The sequence below is a fragment of the Aeromicrobium sp. P2_G6 genome, from assembly GCF_056403535.1.
In genome coordinates, this window is record NZ_JBFUFH010000001.1 from 783317 (window position 1) to 805607 (window position 22291).

Annotated in this window: 25 protein-coding genes and 1 tRNA gene; 18 read left to right on the forward strand and 8 right to left on the reverse strand. The window is 68.9% G+C overall.

What is annotated here, in order from left to right; all coding sequences use genetic code 11:
* The first annotated feature begins 58 nt into the window (after nt 1-58).
* The 6 genes from AC1DVU_RS03775 to AC1DVU_RS03800 all read left to right on the forward strand — a co-directional run bounded on the left by AC1DVU_RS03775 (nt 59) and on the right by AC1DVU_RS03800 (nt 6839).
* Entirely contained in the window at nt 59-802 is a 744-nt protein-coding gene (locus AC1DVU_RS03775) for an IclR family transcriptional regulator (protein ID WP_476921087.1), read from the forward strand.
* A gap of 55 nt (nt 803-857) precedes the next feature.
* Nucleotides 858-2666: a CocE/NonD family hydrolase gene (locus tag AC1DVU_RS03780; RefSeq protein WP_476921088.1), complete on the forward strand. Its 1809-nt coding sequence runs from the start codon at nt 858-860 to the stop codon at nt 2664-2666.
* A 72-nt stretch (nt 2667-2738) separates the two neighbouring features.
* On the forward strand, nt 2739-3944 hold the full coding sequence (locus tag AC1DVU_RS03785; protein WP_476921089.1) for an AGE family epimerase/isomerase: 1206 nt from the start codon (nt 2739-2741) through the stop codon (nt 3942-3944).
* Nucleotides 3941-4831: a carbohydrate kinase family protein gene (locus AC1DVU_RS03790; RefSeq protein ID WP_476921090.1), complete on the forward strand. Its 891-nt coding sequence runs from the start codon at nt 3941-3943 to the stop codon at nt 4829-4831. Before AC1DVU_RS03785 ends, AC1DVU_RS03790 begins: the two co-directional genes overlap by 4 nt.
* Before the next feature lie 59 nt (nt 4832-4890).
* Nucleotides 4891-6234 carry an MFS transporter gene (locus tag AC1DVU_RS03795; RefSeq protein WP_476921091.1) on the forward strand — a complete coding sequence of 448 codons (1344 nt, stop codon included), beginning with the start codon at nt 4891-4893 and terminating at the stop codon, nt 6232-6234.
* Entirely contained in the window at nt 6231-6839 is a 609-nt protein-coding gene (locus tag AC1DVU_RS03800; protein WP_476921092.1) for a hypothetical protein, read from the forward strand. Before AC1DVU_RS03795 ends, AC1DVU_RS03800 begins: the two co-directional genes overlap by 4 nt.
* Here AC1DVU_RS03800 and AC1DVU_RS03805 read toward each other — a convergent pair.
* Nucleotides 6799-7656, reverse strand: coding sequence for a carbohydrate kinase family protein (locus tag AC1DVU_RS03805; RefSeq protein ID WP_476921093.1), 858 nt, complete (start codon nt 7654-7656; stop codon nt 6799-6801). The two genes, AC1DVU_RS03800 and AC1DVU_RS03805, sit on opposite strands and share 41 nt — an antisense overlap.
* A gap of 10 nt (nt 7657-7666) precedes the next feature.
* Entirely contained in the window at nt 7667-8575 is a 909-nt protein-coding gene (locus tag AC1DVU_RS03810) for a pseudouridine-5'-phosphate glycosidase (protein ID WP_476921094.1), read from the reverse strand.
* Nucleotides 8576-8816: 241 nt separating this feature from the next.
* Between AC1DVU_RS03810 and AC1DVU_RS03815 the strand changes: the two genes are divergently transcribed.
* Nucleotides 8817-9377, forward strand: coding sequence for a hypothetical protein (locus tag AC1DVU_RS03815; protein ID WP_476921095.1), 561 nt, complete (start codon nt 8817-8819; stop codon nt 9375-9377).
* 51 nt (nt 9378-9428) lie between these two features.
* Here the strand turns inward: AC1DVU_RS03815 and dcd are convergent, their stop codons facing one another.
* The gene (gene dcd / locus AC1DVU_RS03820; protein ID WP_476921096.1) at nt 9429-10004 is read right to left on the reverse strand and encodes a dCTP deaminase; all 576 of its coding nucleotides are present in this window, start codon (nt 10002-10004) and stop codon (nt 9429-9431) included.
* A 58-nt stretch (nt 10005-10062) separates the two neighbouring features.
* Between dcd and AC1DVU_RS03825 the strand changes: the two genes are divergently transcribed.
* Nucleotides 10063-10133, forward strand: a tRNA-Gly gene (locus tag AC1DVU_RS03825).
* 389 nt (nt 10134-10522) lie between these two features.
* Here AC1DVU_RS03825 and AC1DVU_RS03830 read toward each other — a convergent pair.
* Together AC1DVU_RS03830 and AC1DVU_RS03835 are read right to left on the reverse strand one after the other, a co-directional pair.
* Nucleotides 10523-11065 (reverse strand): sugar O-acetyltransferase, encoded by a 543-nt coding sequence (locus AC1DVU_RS03830; protein WP_476921097.1) that lies wholly within the window; start codon nt 11063-11065, stop codon nt 10523-10525.
* 113 nt (nt 11066-11178) lie between these two features.
* The gene (locus AC1DVU_RS03835; RefSeq protein WP_476921098.1) at nt 11179-12477 is read right to left on the reverse strand and encodes a ricin-type beta-trefoil lectin domain protein; all 1299 of its coding nucleotides are present in this window, start codon (nt 12475-12477) and stop codon (nt 11179-11181) included.
* Nucleotides 12478-12784: 307 nt separating this feature from the next.
* Here AC1DVU_RS03835 and AC1DVU_RS03840 point away from each other — a divergent pair, with 307 nt between their 5' ends.
* On the forward strand, nt 12785-13534 hold the full coding sequence (locus AC1DVU_RS03840; RefSeq protein ID WP_476921099.1) for an enoyl-CoA hydratase: 750 nt from the start codon (nt 12785-12787) through the stop codon (nt 13532-13534).
* Nucleotide 13535: 1 nt separating this feature from the next.
* Here the strand turns inward: AC1DVU_RS03840 and AC1DVU_RS03845 are convergent, their stop codons facing one another.
* Nucleotides 13536-14453, reverse strand: coding sequence for a LysR family transcriptional regulator (locus AC1DVU_RS03845; protein ID WP_476921100.1), 918 nt, complete (start codon nt 14451-14453; stop codon nt 13536-13538).
* A gap of 103 nt (nt 14454-14556) precedes the next feature.
* Here AC1DVU_RS03845 and AC1DVU_RS03850 point away from each other — a divergent pair, with 103 nt between their 5' ends.
* The 5 genes from AC1DVU_RS03850 (at nt 14557) to AC1DVU_RS03870 (ending at nt 18189) form a co-directional block, all read left to right on the forward strand.
* Complete coding sequence (locus AC1DVU_RS03850) at nt 14557-14688, forward strand: hypothetical protein (RefSeq protein WP_476921101.1); 132 nt, start codon at nt 14557-14559, stop codon at nt 14686-14688.
* A gap of 68 nt (nt 14689-14756) precedes the next feature.
* A complete protein-coding gene (locus tag AC1DVU_RS03855) occupies nt 14757-15347 on the forward strand; it encodes an HAD family hydrolase (RefSeq protein ID WP_476921102.1) in 591 nt (196 codons plus the stop codon).
* 143 nt (nt 15348-15490) lie between these two features.
* A complete protein-coding gene (locus AC1DVU_RS03860) occupies nt 15491-17353 on the forward strand; it encodes an acyl-CoA dehydrogenase (RefSeq protein WP_476921103.1) in 1863 nt (620 codons plus the stop codon).
* Nucleotides 17354-17455: 102 nt separating this feature from the next.
* Nucleotides 17456-17893 (forward strand): MarR family winged helix-turn-helix transcriptional regulator, encoded by a 438-nt coding sequence (locus AC1DVU_RS03865; RefSeq protein WP_476921104.1) that lies wholly within the window; start codon nt 17456-17458, stop codon nt 17891-17893.
* On the forward strand, nt 17890-18189 hold the full coding sequence (locus AC1DVU_RS03870; protein ID WP_476921105.1) for a hypothetical protein: 300 nt from the start codon (nt 17890-17892) through the stop codon (nt 18187-18189). The genes AC1DVU_RS03865 and AC1DVU_RS03870 overlap by 4 nt, the downstream gene beginning before the upstream one ends.
* 8 nt (nt 18190-18197) lie before the next feature.
* Here the strand turns inward: AC1DVU_RS03870 and AC1DVU_RS03875 are convergent, their stop codons facing one another.
* Nucleotides 18198-18620, reverse strand: a complete 423-nt coding sequence (locus AC1DVU_RS03875) for a DoxX family protein (RefSeq protein WP_476921106.1) — start codon at nt 18618-18620, stop codon at nt 18198-18200.
* 101 nt (nt 18621-18721) lie between these two features.
* Here AC1DVU_RS03875 and AC1DVU_RS03880 point away from each other — a divergent pair, with 101 nt between their 5' ends.
* From AC1DVU_RS03880 to AC1DVU_RS03895, 4 genes are all read left to right on the forward strand, one after another.
* Nucleotides 18722-19246: a hypothetical protein gene (locus AC1DVU_RS03880; protein ID WP_476921107.1), complete on the forward strand. Its 525-nt coding sequence runs from the start codon at nt 18722-18724 to the stop codon at nt 19244-19246.
* On the forward strand, nt 19239-20030 hold the full coding sequence (locus tag AC1DVU_RS03885) for a maleylpyruvate isomerase family mycothiol-dependent enzyme (protein ID WP_476921593.1): 792 nt from the start codon (nt 19239-19241) through the stop codon (nt 20028-20030). The genes AC1DVU_RS03880 and AC1DVU_RS03885 overlap by 8 nt, the downstream gene beginning before the upstream one ends.
* Before the next feature lie 38 nt (nt 20031-20068).
* Complete coding sequence (locus tag AC1DVU_RS03890) at nt 20069-21004, forward strand: oxidoreductase (protein ID WP_476921108.1); 936 nt, start codon at nt 20069-20071, stop codon at nt 21002-21004.
* Between the two features lie 137 nt (nt 21005-21141).
* A complete protein-coding gene (locus AC1DVU_RS03895) occupies nt 21142-21594 on the forward strand; it encodes a GNAT family N-acetyltransferase (RefSeq protein WP_476921109.1) in 453 nt (150 codons plus the stop codon).
* 93 nt (nt 21595-21687) lie between these two features.
* Here AC1DVU_RS03895 and AC1DVU_RS03900 read toward each other — a convergent pair whose 3' ends face one another.
* Nucleotides 21688-22248 carry a GNAT family N-acetyltransferase gene (locus tag AC1DVU_RS03900; protein ID WP_476921110.1) on the reverse strand — a complete coding sequence of 187 codons (561 nt, stop codon included), beginning with the start codon at nt 22246-22248 and terminating at the stop codon, nt 21688-21690.
* Nucleotides 22249-22291 lie beyond the last annotated feature (43 nt).

Consider the following 22291-nt stretch of genomic DNA (forward strand, 5'->3'; position numbering starts at 1 on the left):
GGCTCACCGCGCTAGCGGTCACACGGCGATCGTGTCTCGCATACGAGACACTGGGTGCATGGCCCGTCCCGTTCCCGCCGCCACCGCCGCCCTGCGCGTGCTGCGCTTCCTGTCCGGCCAGCCCGTTCCGGTCTCGGCCACCCACATCGCCGGCGCACTCGGGCTGCCGCGCTCCTCGGCGTACCACCTGCTCACCGCAATGGCCGACGAGGACTTCGTGGTCCACTACCCCGACGACCGCACGTGGGGCATGGGCATCGCGGCATGGGAGGTCGGCCACGGCTTCGCCCGCCAGGAGCCGCTGGCCCGGCTCGCGCGCATCCCACTCGCGCGCCTGGTCGACCGGGTCGGCCAGTCCGCGCACCTCGTCGTGCTGCACGGCTCCGACGTCCTCTACGTCCTCGAGGAGCGGGCACCCGGCCGCCCTCCGCTCGTCACCGATGTCGGCGTACGCCTGCCGGCCCACCTGACCGCATCGGGTCGCGCGATCCTCGCCTCGCTCCCGGCCGCCCAGGTCACGGCGCTCTATCCCCGCAAGGACGCGTTCACGTCCCGCACGGGCACCGGCCCGCGGTCGCCGACCGAGCTGCGCCGTCTGCTGGCCACGACCCGTCAGCGGGGCTATGCGACCGAGGACGGCGAGGTCACCGAGGGGTTCGCATCGATCGCGGCGCCGATCGACGCCGGCACGATCCACGCCTCGGTCGCGGTCACCTGGGAGAGTCGCCAGCCGGTCGGCGAGCTGGTCGACGACGTACGCGCGACAGCCGCGGAAATCGCTCGGAGGCTGCGGCGTACGTGACCCCGGGCACATCTGGCTCGTTGGGTTACTCACCGGTAAGAAACCTAGGAGTCCCATGCGCCCGAGCCGTCCCCTCCTCGCCCTCGCAGCCGCGGCGCTGACCGCCGCTCCGCTAGTCTCCGCGACCACCGTCGCCCAGGCCGCCGAGACCGTGACCATCACGCCCCTGCACTTCAAGGTGAACATCGGCCCGACGGGCTCGGAGGTGTGCGACATCGTCGGCGACCTCTACACGCCCGCGACCGCGTCCCCGACCAACCGTGTCCCCGCGATCCTCACGACGAACGGCTTCGGCGGGTCCAAGGACGACCAGGCCGGCATCGGCAAGGAGTTCGCCGCCCGTGGCTACGCCGTGCTGAGCTATTCGGGCCTCGGCTTCGGTGGCTCGGGCTGCAAGATCACGCTCGACGACCCCGACTGGGACGGCAAGGCGGCGAGCCAGCTCGTGAGCTATCTCGGTGGCAAGAGCGGCATCGCGTTCACGGACGCCGCCCACACGACTCCCGCGCCGACACTCGACGTCGTGCAGCGCGACACCAAGGATCACGCCGGCCATGCCGTCGCCAACGATCCTCGGGTCGGCATGGTCGGCGGTTCGTACGGCGGTCAGGTGCAGTTCGCCGCAGCCTCCGTGGACAAGCGCGTCGACACGATCGTCCCGATCATCACCTGGAGCGACCTGTCGTACTCCCTGGCGCCCAACAACACCTCGCAGACCACCGGTGTCCAGACCTCGACGCCGGGCGCGGCCAAGCTGGTCTGGGCGCTCGGGTTCTCGGGCAAGGGCGTGGCCGACGGAGCGTCCAACGCCGGCGCCGATCCCGGGCGGCTCATCGGCTGCCCCAACTTCGCGTTCTTCGTCTGCCCCGCACTCGTCACCGCGGCCGCGACCGGCACGCTCGACCCAGGCACCACCGCAGCGCTGCGGCACGCCTCGGTCAGCAGCTACGTCTCCAAGGTCACGATCCCGACACTGGTCATCCAGGGCGAGAACGACACGCTCTTCAACCTCAACGAGGGCATCGCCAACTATCGGGCTCTCAAGAACCAGGGCACGCCGGCCAAGATGATCTGGTTCAGCGGCGGCCACTCCGGGCCCAACGTCCCCGGCGAGCTCAGCTTCGGATCGCCCAACCCCGCCACGGAGCACGTCACGCGCCGGGTGTCGGACTGGCTCGACCACTACCTCAAGGGCTCGTCGGTCGGCACGGGCCCGGAGTTCGCGTTCTTCCGCGACTGGGTGCCCTACACCGGCATCGCGACCCCCGCGTATGGATCCGCAGCGGCCTACCCGGTCGGCACGGCGACGAAGTACTACCTGTCGGGCTCGGCCCTGACGACCAACCCGGTGGGTCTCGCGGCCGGCACCCAGAACTTCGTCACCCCCGTCGCGGGCATACCGACGTCGACCGACCCGCTTGACGTCGTGGGCAGCACCCTCCCGCTGCCCGAGACCGACCTGCCCGGCACCACCGCGTCCTGGACGACGGCTGCGCTGACCCAGAACGTCGACGTGGTCGGCTCGCCGAGCCTGCGACTCCAGGTCAGCTCGCCGACCGCGGCCCTGACGCAGGGACTCGACGCGACCGGCAAGCTCGTGGTGTTCGTCAAGGTGCTCGACGTCGATCCGGCCGGCAACGCGTCGCTGATCCACAACCTGATCGCACCGGTACGCGTCCCGGACGTCAACCAGCCGTTCACGGTGACGCTGCCGGCCATCGCCCACCGGTTCGCGGCGGGCCACCAGCTGCGCCTCGTCGTGGCCGGCGGGTCGACCAACTACCGCGGCGGCCTGGTGACCAACGTGGTCAGCATCGCGACCGGTAGCACCGCCCAGGTGCTGACCCTCCCGGTCGTGAAGTAGGGGGGTCAGGCGTCGCGCTTCTGGGAGAGCGCGAGGCCCTGACCGCACCTCGAAGACCACTAGGTTGGTGCCATGAGCTATCCGGGGAGCGCCGCGTGGCGACACCATGCGCGTAGGAAGCTGCTCGCGTTCGCCCGTCAGTCGTGGCGTCAGGAGGGCGGTTTCTACTGGCTCGACGACACCGGCAGCCCTGACCGCGACAAGGTCCTCGAGCTCTGGATCACCGCCCGCATGACGTACGTCTTCTCTCTCGCCTACCTCGGGGGTGATGACGAGGCAGAGCGCATGGCGGCCCACGGCGTACGCGCGCTGGCGACGCTGTTCCACGACGACGTCAACGGCGGCTGGTACGACCTCGTCGACTTCGACGGAGACGTCGTGGACAGGACGAAGGGCTGCTACGGCCACGCGTTCGTGCTGCTCGCGGCCTCGAGCGCCAAGGCGGCCGGGGTCGAAGGGGCCGCCGAGCTGATGACGGAGGCGGCCCGGGTGCACAGCCAGCGGTTCTGGGATCCCGACGAGGGCCGCTGCGTCGAGGACATCAGTGAGGACTGGTCCGTCGTCGACGGCTATCGCGGGGCCAACAGCAACATGCACACGGTCGAGGCCTACCTCTTCGCGGCCGACGTCATCGGGGAGGACATCTGGCGTCGCCGGGCGCTGGCGATCTGTGAGCGCGTCATCGGCATTCACGCCCGCGCTCACGAGTGGCGGATCCCCGAGCACTACGACCACGACTGGACGCCACTGCCGTCGTACAACGAGGACCAGCCCGCGGACCCGTTCCGGCCGTTCGGCGCCACCCCCGGCCACGCGTTCGAATGGTCGCGACTCCTGCTCCAGCTCGCCGCTGGGATGGAGGACCCCCGCCCCTGGCTGGGCGAGGCCGCTGAGGCGCTGTTCGCGCGGGCAGTCGACGACACCGTCAGCGACGACAAGCCGGGCCTGCCCTACACGACCAACTGGCACGGCGAGGCGATCGTCGAGGAGCGGTTCCACTGGGTCATCGCCGAGGCCGTCCTGGCCGCGGAGGCGTTGCACACCTGGTCCGCCAAGCCCATCTACGCCGGGCTTGCCGAGCGCTGGTGGTCCGAGATCGACGAGCACTACATCGACCCCGACACCGGGGCGTGGCACCACGAGCTGTCCCCCGCGATGCGCCTGACGACCCGCACGTGGCGCGGCAAGCCCGACGCCTATCACGCGTTCAACGCGCTGACCCTTCCTGACCTGCCGCTCGCGCCGTCAGCCGCGATGACGATCGGCGCCGACGCGTGACGGCGCTGATCGTCGGCGAGGCGCTGGTCGACGTCGTGCAGCGGCCCGGTGCGGAGCCCGAGCCCCATGCCGGCGGATCGCCGTTCAACGTCGCCGTCGGCCTGTCCCGCCTCGACGTGCCGACCCGGCTCGCCGCGCAGCTCGCCGACGACGCATACGGTGACCTGCTGCGCGATCGCCTCTACGAGTCCGACGTCGAGCTCGACGCCCTCGAACCCGCCCCCGCACGTACGTCCACCTCCCACGCCGTGCTCGCCGACGACGGCAGTGCGACGTATGAGTTCGACCTGACCTGGTACCCGGCGGCGCTGCCGGACCCCGGTGAGTTCGAGGTCGTGCACGTCGGATCGCTCGGCACGGCGCTCGAGCCAGGTGCCGCCCTCGTGTCGGACCTCGTCGTCATGGCTGACGCCCTCGGCGTACCGGTGTCGTTCGATCCCAACATCCGCCTCACGGTCGAGCCCGACGACGCGGTGTGGCGGCGTACCTTCGAGTCGATCGCGCCGCACGCCAGCATCATCAAGATGAGCGACGAGGACGCCGAGGTGCTGTTCCCCGGCGAGGAGACCGGCGCTCTGGCCCAGAGGCTCGCGGCCGACGGCGCGCTGGTCGCGATCACGCACGGCGGTGACGGCGCGGTCGTTGCCAGCTCGAAGCACGTGGCCCGCATCGAAGCCCCGAGGATCACCGTGATCGACACGATCGGCGCGGGCGACTCGTTCATGGCGGCCGTGCTGTCGTGGTGTGCGACCTATTCGTGGCCCGCAGCAGATGAACTCGACCCGACGGAGCTCACCGACCTCGGGATGTACGCCTGCAGTGCCGCGGCGATCACCTGCTCGCGACCTGGGGCGGACCCGCCGCGCACGGCCGACATCACGCCCTAGACCCTTGGCGATGCGGCCGGCCGGTCGCGCTCTCTCGGCCTCGCTGCCACGATGGGGTCGTGCGTCGTGCCGTGGCCCCTCTGCTCATCGTGACGGTGGCCCTGGTGCTGGCCGACTCCGCGGTGGTGACGCTGGCGCTGCCTGACATCCTGCGGCATCTCGACGCATCCGTCGCCCAGGTCGCCTGGGTCCTGATCGCGTACAACCTCGTGCTGGGACTCACGGCCGTGCCGGCGGCGATGGGCTTCTCCCGCGCCCAGCCGCGCATCTTCACCGCCACTGGGATCGCGGTGTTCGCCGGCTCATCGGCGATGTGCGCCATGGCGGACTCGATCGACGTCCTGATCGCAGCGCGTTGCGTGCAAGCCGTCGGCGGCGCGTTGGCGCTGGTCGGGTGCCTGGAGCTGCTCGTCGCCGAGTACGGCGAACGTCGCGGCGTCGCGTCCTGGGTCACCGCCGGTGTGGTCGGCACGGCTCTCGGGCCGGTCGCCGGTGGACTGCTCACCCAGGCGATCTCGTGGCAGGCGATCTTCGTGGTGCAGGTGCCGTTCGCCGTGCTGGCCGTGCCCGCAGCGCTCGCGATACGAGCTGCGCCGACACCTCTGTCAGATCGGCACCGCCCGGCCGTACGCGCCAACGTGACCCTCGCCCTGATGTCGGCCGCGCTCACTGCGGCGCTCTTCCTGCTGGTGCTGCTCCTGGTCCAGGGGTGGGGCCGGTCCCCGGCGACCGCAGCACTGACCGTCTCCGTCGTCCCGCTCGCGGCCGTTGCCGCGACCCCGCTCGCCCGCCTGCTGCGGCCTCCGCATGAGGTCGAGGTCGCCGTTGGTTGCTTCCTGGTGGCGGGCGGGCTGCTGGGTCTCGCGATCCCACCCTCGGCGTCCCTCGCGTGGACCATCGCGCCACAGGCACTCGTGGGGCTGGGACTCGGGCTCACCGTCGACCGGCTGACGACCCGGGCGGTGGATATGCGACTGCCCCGGGCGCATCACGCGGGATGGACCATCGGCGCTCGCCACATCGGCGTCGTCCTGGGACTGGCAATTCTCACCCCGGTGTTCACCGCCGACTTGAGGGACGCCCAGGTCCCCGCCCAGCAGGCCGTCACGTCACTGGTGCTCGACGCTCCGCTGCGGCCCGAGGACAAGATCGCAGTCGCCGAAGCCCTGGGGCGGGAGCTGACCGAACAGCAGGATCAGGTCCCTGACCTGCACCCCGCGTTCGCGTCGCTCGACCTCGACCCCGAGGAGCGCCCCGCCGCGGCCCGGCTGGAGCGCGACCTGAACGCGCAGGTGGAGCGCGCCGCCACGCGAGCATTCCGCGACTCGTTCCTCATTGGAGCCAGCCTCGCGCTCCTCGCCCTCGTCAGCGTGATCCCGCTTCGCCGGCGGAGGGCCTCGTGAGCGCGCTTCCGCGCTGGGTCGGCCTGCCCGTGGCCGCAGTGATCCTGGTGTGCGGGGTGGTCGGCGTGCAGCTCGCTCATGGCGGCGGGACGTACGAACCGCTCCGACCGGCGGACCCCTGCGCCGAACGTCAGGTGACCTCGCAGGCCAGTGGCATCGACGGCCTCACGGAGCGTCTCGTGTTGCTCGGGATCGACGGGGCGGCTTGTCGCCTGCATGTCAGCCGGGAAGCGCTCACCCTCGAGCTGGCACAGTCCGATGCGACCGATGCCCAGATCGACGCACTGCGTGACGGCCTGCAGTCCGCCGTCGAGCGTATGAAGGACGAGGGGACGCTGCCGCCGGCCTCGGAGCTGGTCGACGAGTCACTCGCGTCAGCGGACCTGAACGGTCTCCTCAAGAGCGCGATCCGCGCGCTGCCCGACTCGGTGATCGACGCCGCGCTGAAGACTGACGACGTGCTCACACGCGCCATCGACGACCTCGACCTGCGCCAGGTGCTCACGAACCTGGACGATCAGGACGCCCTGGAGCAGCAGATCGAGGTGGCCGTCACCGAAGCCGTCAAGGATTCGCTCGAGGCCCGGCTTCGCGGTCTCCTGTGACGGGGCGCGCGCCCCTCTGGGCGACGCACGACGCCGCCGTCCGCGTGCCGGCGAGCAGGGCTGACTCGGCGTCCCTGCTGACGGTCCACTCGGCGAGGAACCCGGCGCAGAAGGCGTCGCCCGCGCCCGTGGTGTCGACGACATCGGCCGGAAGCGCCGGGACGGCCAGTCCGCGGAAGGAGGCGCCCCTGGCTCCGCGGGTCAGCACGACCCGGTCGCCGTCGAGGGCGAGGAAGCCCTGCTCGTCCTCGTTCGGGAACACCAGATCGGCGTCCTCGAGCCAGCCCAGCACCGTGTCACGGCCGGCAGCCTCGAGGAAGCCCAGCGAGCTGGGATCGATGCTGACGAGCGCGTTGCGGCGCTTCGCCTCGGCGATGAGCCCGAGCGCGACGGGACGCACACCGTCGTCGAAGAACGAGTAGCCGGTCAGGTGCAGCCAGGTCACGTCATCCCAGACGTCGTCGGGTAGGTCCGCCGTCGTCAGCGTCGTGTTGGCAGCACGGTCGACGTACATCGTGCGGTCGGCCTCGTCATCGAGCGTCAGGACGATCGTCGCCGTTGGCAGGTCGGGGTCACCGCTGATGCGCGCGTCCACGCCGAACGCCTCTAGGGCTGCGGTGTGGCGTGCGATGCCGTCAGCTCCGCACCGGCCGACGAAGCGTACGTCCGCACCCAGGTGCCCGAGCCATGCTGCGACGTTCGCCGCCGAGCCACCCGCGGTCATCCGGATCTCCGAGACCGTGTCGCTCGCGGGGTTCACCGTGCCGAGCGGACGCACGCCGATGTCGTCGACGAGGTCACCGACGACGAGGATCACGGTGCCGACCTCATCGGGACGCCCAGGATCGGGCGATCTCGCCGGCGACCCGGATGTTGTTCTCGGCGATCTTGAGGTTGACCGCCAGGCTCTCGCCGCCGGTCAGGCCGACGATCGTCTGCAGGAGGAACGGCGTGACCTCCTTGCCGGTCAGGCCCTGCTCGTCGGCCATGCGGAGCGCGTCGGCGAGGGCGCGGTCGTGCACCTCGGGGTCGAGCTGCTCGGCGACCGGGAGCGGGTTGGCCACCAGGATCGCCGCGGGCTGCCCCAGCTCATCGCGCGATGCCATGACGTCGGCAACCGCTGCTGCATCCGGCACCGACCAGTCGAGCTCGAAGCCGGAGTCCGTCAGCCAGAAGCTGGGGAACTTGCTCGTGCCGAAGCCCAGCACGATCACGCCGAGTGACTCCAGCCGCTCGAGGGTCGCCGGGATGTCGAGGATCGACTTCACGCCGGCGGAGACCGCGGTGATCGGCACCTCGGAGAGCACCTTGAGGTCAGCGGACTCGTCGAACGTCTCGGCCGCTCCGCGGTGCACGCCGCCGAGGCCGCCGGTGGCGAAGACGCGGATGCCGGCGAGGTTGGCGATGTACGAGGTCGCCGCGACCGTCGTCGCGCCGTTGCCGCCCTGCGCCAGCACGATCGGCAGGTCCCGGACGCTGAGCTTCGGGATGTCCTCACCCGCGATGCGTACGAGCTCGTCGTCGGTCAGCCCTGCCTTGAGTCGACCGTCGAGCACGGCGATCGTTGCCGGCACGACGCCCATGCCGGTCAGGATCGCCTCGAAGCCGCGTGCCGCCTCGAGGTTGTCAGGGCGCGGCAGGCCGTGCGAGATGATCGTCGACTCGAGCGCGACGACCGGCGTACCGGCCTCGAGCGCAGCGGCGACAGCCGGCGAAATGTCCAGGGGCAGACTCACCGCGTCAGCCTAGCCAGCCCACGGCCCCGGGGCGGTGACTTAGGGCCCAGCGCCGCTCTGGCGGCGGTGACCTAGGGCCCAGCGCCGCCGACATCTTGGGCGCCAAGTCACCGCTCGACGACGCGGTCCGAAAACTTTCTCCGAAAAAGTTGCAAGACCTGCGGGGTGCTGCTGCTCCTACATCCGAGAAAGCAACAACACCGACTTCCAACAGCAGCATCACCAACCACAGGAGAACGACATGAACCGCATCATCCGCAACCTGATCGTCGCCGCCCCGCTGACCACCGCCGCCCTGACGATGGTGCCGACCAGCGCCATGGCCTCGGACGGACCGATCATCATCGTCCAGCCGCACACCGACCCGCAGCCGCCGATCGACAAGCTGGCCATCCCCGACCCGGTCGAGCCCAAGGACAAGATCGCGCTGCCCAAGCCGAAGCCTCCGGTCGAGCCCAACGACAAGGTCGCTCCCAAGCCGAAGCCCACGCAGCCTGACGGGCCTGACGTCATCACGAACCCGGAGCCCTGCCCGACCCACGGCGTGTGCGGCAACGACGACAAGGACGGACCCGGCAACGGTGGCGGTGACGACAGCTCGGGCGACACCGACACCGTTGACCAGGTCAACAAGGCGCAGGCCGAGGGCCCGGTCGAGGTCCCCACCCGGATCGACGCCGGCCTGGCCGCCGACGAGTCCGACAGCGGCCTCGAGCTCACCTGGCTGCTGGCCGGCGGAGCCCTCGTGACCGCCTCCGGCGCAGCGCTCGCACTCCGAGCCCGCAAGCGTCACACCGCCTGACCCGTACGCAGAAGGGCCCCGCACCGATCGGTGCGGGGCCCTTCTCGTGCGTCAGATCTCGGTGCGGTGGAAGTTGGCGTGCGAGCGCGATGCCGTTGGTCCGCGCTGGCCCTGGTAGCGCGAGCCGTACTTCGCCGATCCGTACGGGTTCTCGGCCGGCGACGTCAGGCGGAAGTAGCAGACCTGCCCGATCTTCATGCCGGGGTAGAGCTTGATCGGCAGCGTCGCGACGTTGGCGAGCTCGAGTGTCACGTGGCCCGAGAACCCGGGGTCGATGAAGCCGGCCGTCGAGTGGGTCATCAGGCCGAGGCGGCCGAGCGAGGACTTGCCCTCGAGTCGCGCAGCGATGTCGTCGGGGAGGGTCACCAGCTCGTACGTCGAACCGAGCACGAACTCGCCGGGGTGCAGGATGAACGCCTCGTCGTTGCCGACCTCGACCTCGCGGGTGAGGTCGGTCTGGTCGGCGGCGGGATCGATGTGCGGGTACTTGTGGTTGTCGAAGACCCGGAAGAACTTGTCGAGGCGCACGTCGATGCTGGACGGCTGGATCATCTCGCGGTCGAAGGGCTCGAGCGCCACACGCCCGGCGTCGATTTCGGCGAGGATGTCGCGGTCGGAGAGGAGCACGAGTCGAAACTAACGTATGCGGCTTCGGTAGTCTGTGATCGGTCGCTGCGGCGACCGCGCCGATGTAGCTCAATGGCAGAGCGCTTGCTTCCCAAGCAAGACACGCGGGTTCGATTCCCGTCATCGGCTCTCACGCCGAAGGCGTCAGTCCCGATGGCGGGAATCGAGTGGGCCCCTCCGTCGAGGCGTTGCCCCCGCGGCGAAGCCGCCCCTCCAGCGTCTCCCGCAAAGGGATCCCGTCATCGGCTCTCAGCTCCGGCGCGGAGCGCCTCCGCCTGGGAGCCGATCCCGCGGAATCGAGTGGGCCCCTCCTTGGCGGTGGCCTGGTCGCCCATCAGAGCGCCCGAAAGGCGACTAACCCACCGCCCACATAGCTGGTGAGATCCCCGAACGCGGTGTTCGCCTCTGCCGCCGACCGGGATCACTACCTCACGGCACCGGAACACCTTGCTGCCGTCGACCTGCTCGAGCCGTGCATGCAGCGCGTGGCCGTCGTCGACTTCGAGGACCAGGAGCAGTCACCACGTGCGCCGAACCGTGGCCTTCCCACCCGTCACCAGGCTCTGCGCCGGTACATCGTCGGCCACGACCGCACCAGCGGCGATCACGGAGTCCTTGCCGATGGTGACTCCGGGCAGGATCGTCGCGCCCGCGCCGATCCATACGTTCTCGCCGACGTCGATCGCCCCTCCGGTCAGCCACACCCGCCGATCCACTGGGTCGACCGGATGGCCCCCGGTGATGAAGGTGACCTTGGGGGCGATCATGACGCGCTCGGCCAGCCGGATGCCGGCGTAGTCCAGGAACGTGCACCCCTGATTGATGAAGACCCGCTCGGCGATGTCGAGGTTCAGCCCGTGGTCTGTGTAGAACGGCGGATAGATCGTGACCCGTGCCGGCAGCGGCCGCCCGAGGATCTGCGCGAACAGCTCTGCCTTGCCGGCCTCGTCCTCGAACGGCAGGACGTTGAGGCGCGACGTCAGCGCGGTGACCTCCAGGACCCGCTCGGACATGGCCTTGAACTCCGGGCTGTCGATCCGCATCAGGAAGTCGTCAGGCATCCCACGATGATCCCCCGGCGCTGAGGACGCGCCCCGAAGACACGCTCGGCTCCAGACATGCAGCCGCCCCCCGACCGGAGGAGGGTCAGGGGGCGGCCACGTCTAGAGGCGGTCTACGAACGCGCCCACTGCTGGTTGGACTCACCGTTGCAGTGCCACACGTCGACCGCAGTCCCGTTGCCGGTGCCGGCGCCCGCGGCATCGAGGCAGAGGTCAGGATCGCTGACGCTCGTGACCGACAGATCCGCGTTGAGCTCCCACGCCTGGTTGGGCGCACCCGTGCAGTCCGTGATGATCGCGGGGCTGCCGGCACTCGCCCCGTCGCCACCGATCGTCAGACACTTGTTGCCGTAGACCGTGAGCTGCTTGTCGGCCGTCCAGTTCCACGACTGGTTGCCACCGCCGTTGCAGTCCCACAGATCGAGCGACGCACCGTTGGTCGTCGAGAATCCCGGCACGTCGACGCACCGATTGCTGGCGACCCCACGCAGCACCTCGCCCGGAGGTGCCGGCGGCAGGTCGTTCGACGGCTCGGTCTTGAGCAGGCCCCAGCCCCACTGCACCTGCGCCAGGCCGCTCTCGCTGTTGACCTCGAGCTGGTCGCCCACCCGCGTCGTCATCGAGTACGCATCGCCGTCACCCAGGCCCGGCCAGTAGACGAGACCCATGCCCTGCTCGCGCGCCACCTGGGTCAGCGCGCCGAGGTATGACGTGTAGACGTTGCCCTCGTGGTTGCCGTAGTTGAGCCCGGTCGTCATCGGCGAACCGGCCTCGTCGATGATCGTGCGCCAGCCGTACGAGCCGATGCGCGGCCGCAGGTTCGCCAGCCAGGCCTCCTCGGTCGTGTCGGAGGCCCAGAAGCCGTAGAAGTGCAGCGACAGCAGCGTGCCCTTCAGCTCCGGTGCCGCGCCGACGCCGGTCACGTTGTCGTTGTAGCCCGTGCCCGAGATGACCATCCGTTTGCGCGGAACGTCGCTGTGCCGGTCCAGGAATGACGAGGTGAGCGAGACCCACTCGTCGAGCGAATAGCCGAACGGCTCGTTCATCGGCTCGAAGTAGACCCGCGGGTTCTTGGCGTACTTGCGGACGACGGTGTCCCACATCGCGTCGAACGCCTGCGGGTCGTCGACGCGACCGTCCTTGGCATCGTTCGCCTCCCAGTAGCTCAGGATCACCTTGAAGCCGCCGTCCACCGACGCATCGATCGCACCTTGGTACGACTTCCACCACTCGGTCCCGACACTCGAGGGGTTGATCGGCAGCCGGATCGTGTTGGCCTTGAGCTCGTGGCGGAACTCCGACACGATGCCGGTCGCCTTGTCGTACGTCGTCGCGTAGTCGTCCTTGGTGCTCAGACCGGACGGTACGACCTCGTCAGCTGCGTAGTTGTCACGCGGGTCCGCCCAGTTCACGCCGCGGAACTCACTCGTGCCCGTCGGCCCCGTCGTCGGCGACGCCTGGGCAGGCCCAGCGAAGGTGACCGCGACCAACGCTCCGGCTGCGAGGACTGACGCCGCGATCGCCCCCGAGGCGATACGGCGTCGGACCCTTCTCGATGGGCTGCGTTCCTGAAATTGGAGCGATGGTTGCGTAAACATCATCGAGAAGAGCCTTCCTTGTTTGCGTAACCATTGGGGCGGTGTGACGACGGTCTCACCTGTGTCTTCGATTCGTCAACCCCTCACTTCGCGCGAGCTGCGATCCACTAGCGTCGGCAGCATGTCCCTTGTCCTGGTCGAATCCGATGGCCATGTGCGGACCATCCGCCTCAACGCACCGGAGCGGCGCAACGCCCTCGACTGGCCGCTGCTCGACGAGCTGGCTGCTGCCGTCGCCGCAGTCAAGGCTGATCCCGAGGCCCGTGCGCTCGTCGTCACCGGCAACGGCTCGGCGTTCTGCGCCGGCGCCAATCTGGCCAACCTGTTCGGCGACATCGACCGACCCGTCGAGGAGATGCGAGCGCACCTCATGCGGGTCTACGCGTCGTTCCTCGGCCTGCGCGACCTGACGATCCCGACGATCGCCGCGGTGCAGGGTCCTGCCGTCGGCGCCGGCCTCAACATCGCTCTGGCCTGTGACGTCATCGTCGCCGGCCCGCGGGCAGGCTTCGGCCCGACCTTCGCCGAGATCGGGCTGCACCCCGGGGGCGGGTGCACCTGGATGCTGACGCAACGCATCGGAGCGGGCAACGCCATCACCGCCCTGCTGAGAGGCGCGATCATCGACGCCGACGAGGCTTACCGATTGGGACTCGCCAACGTGCGCGCCGGTGACCCGGTGGCCGCGGCGCTCGAGCTCGCCGCCACGTACGCCACGCGCGAACCCAAGCTCAACGCCGACATCAAGCGCTCGGTGCAGATCGCCGACTCTTCTGACCTCACCACGTCGCTCGACTTCGAGTCGCTCGCGCAGGCCGAGTCGTTCGCCAACGAGCAGTTCCGGACCTTCATGGCCAAGTTCAAGGACTGAGTCAGACCCCTTCGTGCGCGTCGGCCACGGCTCGCGCCTCGTCCCGGAGCGCCTGGACGACCAGGCGTACGGATGGACGCTCGAACCGATCTGGACGCAGCAGCGCCGAGATCTCGCGCTTGGCTCGGATGCCGACCAGGGGCCGCGTGACCAAGCCGTTGCCGTGCTCACGTGTCGTGAACCGGGGCAGGATCGCGATGCCGTGACCGCCGGCGACCAGGGCCTCGACGATCCCGTTGTCGGCGATGCGCTGGGAGATCCGCACGGGCTCCCCCGTCGCGGCCACGACCTGGCTCAGGACCCGATCGAACGGATAGTCGTTGGGCACGCCGATCCAGTTCTCGCTCACGACGTCCTTGGGGGACAGGCTCGACTTCCGCGCGAGGGGATGCCCCTCGGGCAGCGCGACGTCGAGCGGCTCGCTCATGAGTGGCACGACCTGGATCCCTCGCTCGTGCCAGGACGCCGAGGTGGTCGGCGAGTCTGCCAGCACGATGTCGTGATCGGGGGTGAGATCGGCGAAGTCCATCGTGATGCCGTCCTCGTCCGAACAGATGAGCTCGACCTCGGGAACGTCCGCCAGCCGGGTCAGCACACCGGACAGCAGCATCTCTCCGCCGGTCGGGAACGTCACCATCGTCACCTGCCCGGCCGGCCGCTGCATGAACTCGCGCCACCGACCCTCGGCGCGCTCGATCGCCACGGCGATCTCGGTCGCCGTCTGAGCCAGCGCGCGACCTGCCACCGTCAGGGCGACACCGCGCCCTGCTGGCTCGACGAGGGTGTATCCGGCCTCTCTCTCGAGCACCTTGAGCTGCTGCGACACCGCCGACGGTGTGACGTGCATTGCATCCGCAACCGCCCCCACGGTGCCTCGTTCGGCCAGTTCACGCAGGAGAGCGAGTCTATTGACATCCATGTAGCAATCCTACACGTTAGGTGTAGTTCTATTCGCTTGTCCTTGACAGTTGCACGGCGCATACTTGAGACACGAAGTCCCCACAGCCTTGAAGGAGGCCACCATGATCGCCCTCGGAATCTCCATTGCAGCCATCACCGTGATCGGGGTCGGCCGCACGGTCCGCGCCCTCGTCACCGACGGTCAGCACCGCGTGCCCACCCGCACGTACCCGCACGCTTTCAGCCTGCGCTGACCCCCACACGTAAGGCCCCCGCGACAATCTCGCGGGGGCCTTCTTGTGTCCTCGATAGGGTCGATCGTGTGATCACCGGCTTCGACCTCGACATGACCCTCATCGACTCCAGGCCGGGCATCAAGGCCGTGTACGACCAGCTGGTCGTCGAGAGCGGCGCCGCGATCGACACGGACCTCGTCGTGTCCCGCCTGGGACCGCCGGTCGAGTGGGAGCTCGAGCACTGGGTCCCCGAGGCCGAGGTCAAGCACTGGGCCGATCGCTATCGCGAGCTCTACCCGCTGATCGCCCTGGACCTCGTCACCGCGATGCCCGGCGCCCATGACGCGGTCGAAGCCGCCAACAAGCTCGGCCGCACCCTGCTGCTCACCGCGAAGCATGCCCCCAACGCCCGCCTGCACGTCGACCGCCTCGGACTGCCCCTCGGCGAGGTGTTCGGCGGTGCATGGCGCGAGGCCAAGGGCGTCGTGCTGCGCGAGCAGGGCGCGACGACGTACGTCGGCGACCACGTGCACGACATGGATGCCGCCACGCTCGCCGGCGTCGTCGGGGTCGGCGTCACGACCGGACCGAGCACCGCCGACGACCTGCGCGACGCCGGGGCGGACACCGTGCTGACGACGCTCGAGGACTTTCCGGCCTGGCTCGACGCCCGCTGACCTGCACCGACGGGTGTGACAGGACAGACAGACGCCCATCCGGCGTTTGACTTGTAATTGCTCCAGCTCAGACGGATACTTAAGTTACTACCCAGTAGCAAAGTTGCCCGAGCGCAGCGCATACCCCTCAAAGGATTGCTGGCATGAGCCATTACAAGAGCAACCTCCGTGACGTCGAGTTCAACATGTTCGAGCTCTTCAACCGGCAGGACATCCTCGGCACGGGACCCTTCGAAGAGGTCGACACCGACACCGCGAAGAGCATCCTGGCCGAGATCGATCGCATCGCCCGCGACGACCTCGCGGCATCGTTCGAGGACGCCGACCGCAACCCGCCGGTCTATGACCCGGCCGCGAAGGCCGTGACGATGAACCCCGTGTTCGCCAAGTCGTACAAGGCCTGGATGGACGCCGAGTGGTGGCGCCTGCAGATCCCCGAGGAGCTCGGCGGACAGGTCGCCCCGGCATCGCTGATCTGGGGCAGCGCCGAGTTCGTGCTCGGCGCCAACCCGGCCATCTGGATGTATGCCTGCGGCCCCGCGTTCGCACGCATCGTGTTCGAGAACGGCATCGAGCGCGACAAGACGATCGCGCAGCACATGATCGACCGCAGCTGGGGCGCGACGATGGTCCTGACCGAGCCCGACGCGGGCTCCGACGTCGGCGCCGGCCGCACCAAGGCGTTCCCCAACGAGGACGGCTCGTGGAACATCGAGGGCGTCAAGCGCTTCATCACCTCGGGCGAGCACGACATGGCCGAGAACATCATGCACCTGGTCCTCGCCCGCCCCGTGGGCGTCGAGGGTGTCGGCGGTCCCGGCACCAAGGGCCTGAGCCTGTTCCTCGTTCCCAAGTTCCACTTCGACCACGAGACCGGCGAGCTGACGGGTGAGCGCAACGGCGCCTACGTCACGAACGTCGAGAAGAAGATGGGCATCAAGGTCTCCACGACGTGCGAGGTCACGTTCGGCGACGGCGCACCGGCCCAGGGCTGGCTGCTCGGCGAGGTGCACGACGGCATCAACCAGATGTTCCGCGTCATCGAGAACGCCCGCATGATGGTCGGCCTCAAGGCTGCCGCCACGCTGTCGAGCGGCTACCTCAACGCGCTCGAGTTCGCCAAGGAGCGCGTCCAGGGCGCCGACCTGACGCAGGCCTCCGACAAGGCGGCCCCGCGCGTCACGATTACGCACCACCCGGACGTCCGCCGTTCGCTGCTGACCCAGAAGGCGTACGCCGAGGGCCTGCGCTCGCTCGCGATGTACACCGCGACGTGGCAGGACGACGTCATCATCAAGGAAGCTGCCGGTGAGGACGCGTCGCTGTCCGAGGCGATCAACGACCTGCTGCTGCCGCTCGTCAAGGGCTACGGCTCCGAGCGCTCGTGGGTCCTGCTCGGCACCGAGTCGCTGCAGACGTTCGGCGGATCGGGCTTCCTGCAGGACTACCCGATCGAGCAGTACGTCCGCGACGCCAAGATCGACACGCTCTACGAGGGCACCACGGCGATCCAGGGCCAGGACCTGTTCTTCCGCAAGATCGTCAAGAACAAGGGCGCCGCACTGGGTTACCTGTCCGAGCAGGTGAAGGAGTTCGCCGAGAGCGAGGCCGGCAACGGTCGCCTCAAGGTCGAGCGCGAGCTGCTCAAGCAGGGTCTCGACGACGCCAGCGCGATCATCGGCGCGACGTTCAGCGACCTCATGGCGTCGAACCCGGCGGACGAGAAGGGCGACCTCAACAACATCTACAAGGTCGGCCTCAACACGACCCGCCTCGTGTACGTCCTCGGCGACCTGACCGTCGCGTGGCTGCTGCTGCGCGGTGCCGAGGTCGCGCTCGAGAAGCTCGGCGGCGAGGTCTCGGCCGCTGACAAGAGCTTCTACGAGGGCAAGGTCGCCGCGGCGCAGTTCTTCGCGCGCAACGTGCTGCCGAAGCTCGCTGGTGAGCGCGCGATCGCCGAGAACATCGACGGTTCGATCATGGAGCTCGACGAGTCCGCGTTCTGATCCTTCCCGGACTCGACGAAGGCCCCCATCGGCGACGGTGGGGGCCTTCGCCTTTGCTGCACTCACTTTGATTCGTACACAAATGATTAGTACGCTTAGCATATGGACAACGATCCCCTCGCGCTCGAGGAGCAGGTGTGCTTCGCGCTCGCCGTGGCGTCACGCAGCGTCGTCGCGAGCTATCGCACGGTGCTCGAGCCCCTCGGCCTGACCCATCCGCAGTACCTCGCGATGCTCGCGTTGTGGCAGCACGGGACGCTGAGTGTCAAGGCCCTCGGCGCCCTCCTGCACCTCGAGCCCGCCACGATCTCACCACTGGTCAAGCGGCTCGAGCAGTCCGGGCTGGTCACGCGTACGCGCTCCAGCTCCGACGAGCGGTCGATCGACGTCGTGCTGACGTCAGAGGGCCGCGCGCTTCGCCGCCGAGCCATGAAGGTGCCGCCGACGATGCTCGAGCGGTTCGGCATGACCCTCGACGACCTGCACGCCACCAACAAGGTCCTGCACCGCATCATCGAAGCCGCGAAGGCGACAGCATGAGCACCAGCACACGTGACCGCGAGGACCAGGCGCTCGACCGCGTACGGCGCCGGGTCACTGCCATCGGCTTCTTCGCCGTCGCGTCGCACGGCGTCTTCGGACTGATCGGCGTCTCGTACGTCCTGATCGGCCAGGACCGTCGAGCCGACGCCGTGCTGCTCACCGTGATGTCGGGCGTCGTCGCCCTGGTCGTGTGTGCGGCGACCCGGGCGATCCTCGGCAGGCGGCCCTTCTCGATCCCTTGGTCTGTCGCGTCGCTCGCACCGACCGTCGGAGCGTTCCTCTGGTTGTTCTGAGCCTCGCGCTAGCGTCCGATCGTGAGGAGCGAGTCCGTGATCGTGAACGCGTCGTCCAGTCCCCCGTGGTTGAACAGGGCGAGGAACGCGAGGGCGCCGGCCGCGAGGGCCAGGTCCTTGTTGAACTGGACCATCTCGTTCGCCCGCACCAGCGCGTCCGTCTCCTTCCAGAAGGCGTGCATCACGCCGGCGACGATGAGGAGCAGCACCGCGACGAGGAGGGCGGCGAGGTCTCCCCAGATGCCGAGCAGGATCGCGGCCCCGCCGAGCACGAGCGCAACACCACTGACCTGGACGGCAAGCCTGGGCACCGGGACGCCACGGGACTGGGCATACCCGGCCATCGCAGCCTTCTGCGTGAGGTGACCCGTGCCGGAGCCGATCAGCAGATAGGCGAACAGGATGCGGGCGACCAGGACGATCAGGTCCATCGTGGAGTCCTCCGATTGATTGATGCTCCGCCGAGTTTTGTCGTCGCGAACCATGCCGGTCAAACCCGCTGCCACGGCGTGCCGTGTGGGAGGGTGTCTGCGTGAGACCGGTCAATCCGCTGTGGTACCTGGCGGCCTTCTTCTTCGCGCTGGCCACCGTGTTGATCGGGACAGTCGTGGCGGCCGGAGCCTGGGATCCCATCCGCGAGGTCACGGTGTCCCCCACGACGACCCGTGCCGATGCGCAGGCCAAGACCCTCGTGGTCTTCACCGACATCCTGCAGCCCGACCGCAACGTCACGTGCCAGGCGACCGGCCGCGACAAGAAGCCCGTCGACATACCGGCCGCGGCGCTCGCCATCACGGTCGACAACGAAGGCAACCAGTGGCACCTGATCGGCCTGCTGGAGGAGGGCACCGATGGGATGAAGGTGAACTGCACGCCGCGGGACAAGCGGGTCGACAACGCGTCGTACGCCTGGGCCACCGTGACCGGTTTCGAGTCCCGGGCCAACACCGGCAAGGGCATCGGCACATCCGGGCTCGTGCTTGGAGCTGGATTTGCAGGGTATGTGTTCTACTCCCGCCGCCGGCACCGCAAGGAGACCGTCCGTGACCATGCTTGAGACGTACGTCCGCGGGTGGCACGAGTCAGCCGAGTCGATCATCGCCCTGGCCGGCGAGTTCGACGACGCCGACTGGTCGCGCCCGACCGACTGCGACGAGTGGACCGTCAAGGACATCGTGGCCCACCTGGCTCACCTCGAGTCCGAGCTGTGCAACCCCGAGCAGAACACGTACGAGGAACCGAACGGCACCCGGGTCGTCTCGGCCTACACGGCCAAGGGCGTCGAGGCGCGCCGCGGCCGGACACCGGCCGAGATCGTCGCCGAGCTCGCTGCCGCCGTGGAGCTGCGAGCGAGCCGGCTGGCTGTGCTGCCGGAAGACCCCTCGGGGCCCGCGCCCGTCACACCGGGTGGTGTCGCATGGAGCTGGGACGCGCTGCTGCGCAATCGCGCGATCGACATGTGGGTCCACGAGCAGGACATCCGGCGAGCCACCGGCCGACCCGGCGGGCTCGACAGCACGGGAGCACACGTCGCCGTCATGACGTTCTCGTTCGCGATGCCGTACGTGCTGGGCAAACGGGTCCAGCCGCCGGCCATGTCGACCGTGCGGTGGGAGGTGACGGGCGAGACGCCGCTGGAGCTCGCCGTACGAGTCGGCGCTGACGGCCGGGCCAGTGCGATCGACACGCTCGTCGAGCCGTCGGTCAACCTCATCATGTCGACCGAGACGTTCACGGTGCTGACGGCGGGACGCCGCGATCCGGACGAGGTCGAGGTCGAGATCGAGGGCGATCAAAGCCTCGGCCTGGCGACCCTCGCGGCCATGGCGATCATGTCCTGAAACCCCGGAGGCTCTGGCGCAGGCCTTAGGCTGGCGCGATGAGCTGGAGCACCCACGACATCCCTGACCTCTCCGGCAAGCGCGCCGTGATCACCGGGGTGACCGGCGGACTCGGCCTGCACACGGCGATCGGGCTGGCCCGTGGCGGCGCGGAGCTCGTCGTGACGGCCCGCAACGAGGCCAAGGCCGAGACCGCTGTGGCCCAGATCCTCGAGGCTGTCCCAGGAGCCCGGGTCGACGTCGTGTCGCTCGACCTCGCCGACCTCGCGGACGTCAGGCGCGCGGCAGCCGACGTCTCCAAGACGTACGACGGCATCGACATCCTGGTCAACAACGCCGGCATCATGGTCCCGCCCAAGTTCTCGACCACCGCCGACGGCTTCGAGCTGCAGATGGGGACCAATCACATCGGTCACTTCGCCTGGACCGCCGAGCTCTGGCCGGTGCTGAAGGACAGCAGTGCACGCATCGTCACGGTGTCGTCGCTCGCCCACACGACCGTCGGCAGCGTCGACCTGACCGCGCTCACGCCGGACGGCAGCGCCCATCGCTACCGCCGCTGGCAGTCGTACGCCCAGTCCAAGCTCGCCAACCTGCTCTTCGCGGTCGAGCTGGATCGGCGCAGCAAGCCGGCCGGGCTCGGGGTCGTGAGTGTCGGTGCCCATCCGGGCTACGCCTCGACCAACATCACCAAGACCGGACCGACCGGCAGCGGTCTGTCCCTGTACGGCATCGGTATGCACCAGGTGTCCCGGATCATCGCCCAGTCGGCCGCCTCTGGCGCACTGCCGCTGCTGATGGCCGCCACGGATCCGTCCCTGACCGGCGGCGAGTACGTCGGACCGTCGGGCATCAGGGGACTGCGCGGGCGGCCCAAGCTCGTCGGGATGAACCGCGCCGCGCGCGACGAGGAGCTCGCGCGCGACCTGTGGTCGGCGTCGGAAGCGGCCATCGGCGCGACGTTCGACGTCTGAACGGCATACGGGCTGGCATCCCGGTGAGAATCACCGATCTGGGCTGGTCAGAAGCGTGTGGGATCGCCCACACGTACCCCCTCCTGGCGTGAGTTCAGCGCCAGGTTGACGTAACGTCGAGCGGGATGATCCGAGAAATGACGCATTCAGACTTCGACACCATCGTCCACCTCAACCAGAACGCCCTCGAGGGCGTCGGTCCACTCGACAACGAGAGCCTCTCGCTCCTCGTCAAGATGTCCGACCAGGCCCTCGTCGCGGAAGACGACGGCGACATCGCCGGCTTCGTCATCACGCTGCCACCGGGCGCTGAGTACGACTCGAGCCGCTACCGGTGGTTCGAGGACAAGCTGGTCGACGACTACGTCTACCTCGACCGCATCGTGGTCTCGGACGAGCACCGCCGCAAGGGCGTCGCGTCCAAGCTCTACGAGGAGATCGAGGGCGATGCGCCCGTCGCGCTCGAGGTCTACGACACCAACGACGTCTCCCTCGCCTTCCACGAGAGCCGCGGCTTCGAGGAGGTCGGCGCCCTCACCCACGAGGGCAAGACCAACCTCATGCTGGTGCGCGAGCCCGACGAGAGCTGATCCCAGACCCCACGAAGTGGCGGGTCATCAACCGAGTCCTGGTTGATGGCCCGCCCTTTTGGTTGCTCTCTCGCCACACCTCTGGCGAAACGATCAGGCGCGCCACTCGTCGGCGAGGAGCGCGTAGACGTAGCCGTCCTGCCAGCCTTGGTCGCGGTGGAGCGAGTCCTTGACGTTGTGGGCCTCGCGGCGCATGCCGACACGCTCCATGAGCCGCCACGACGGCTCGTTGGCGGCGAAGCACAGGGCGACGACGCGGCGCAGCCCGAGATCCTCGAAGCAGATCCGGAACAAGGCGCGAATCGCTTCCGTCGCGAGGCCGCGACCGTGGTGTGCGGGATCGAACACCCAGCCGAGCTCCGCCTCCGTCGCCACAGCCCCGTCGGTCACCTCACGCTGCGCGTAGGCGTCCTGGATCTTGACCATCAGGTCGCCGATCAACCGACCGTCGTGTTCAACGATCACGGCAGTCGAGCCGTCACCGAAACGCTCGGAGAGCGAATCGACGTCGGTGGCGGTGCCGCCGATCCACTCGGCGACCGAAGGCTGCGACCGGTAGGCGAAGATCTTCTGCACGTCTCCCTCGGCCAGGGGGCGCAGCACGAGCCGCTCGGTGCGCACCGGCCAGTCGACGGGGTCAAGGGTCGAGGTCACGGCTTCATGATCTCAGTCCCGGCACGCCTCGAATCCATCGCGC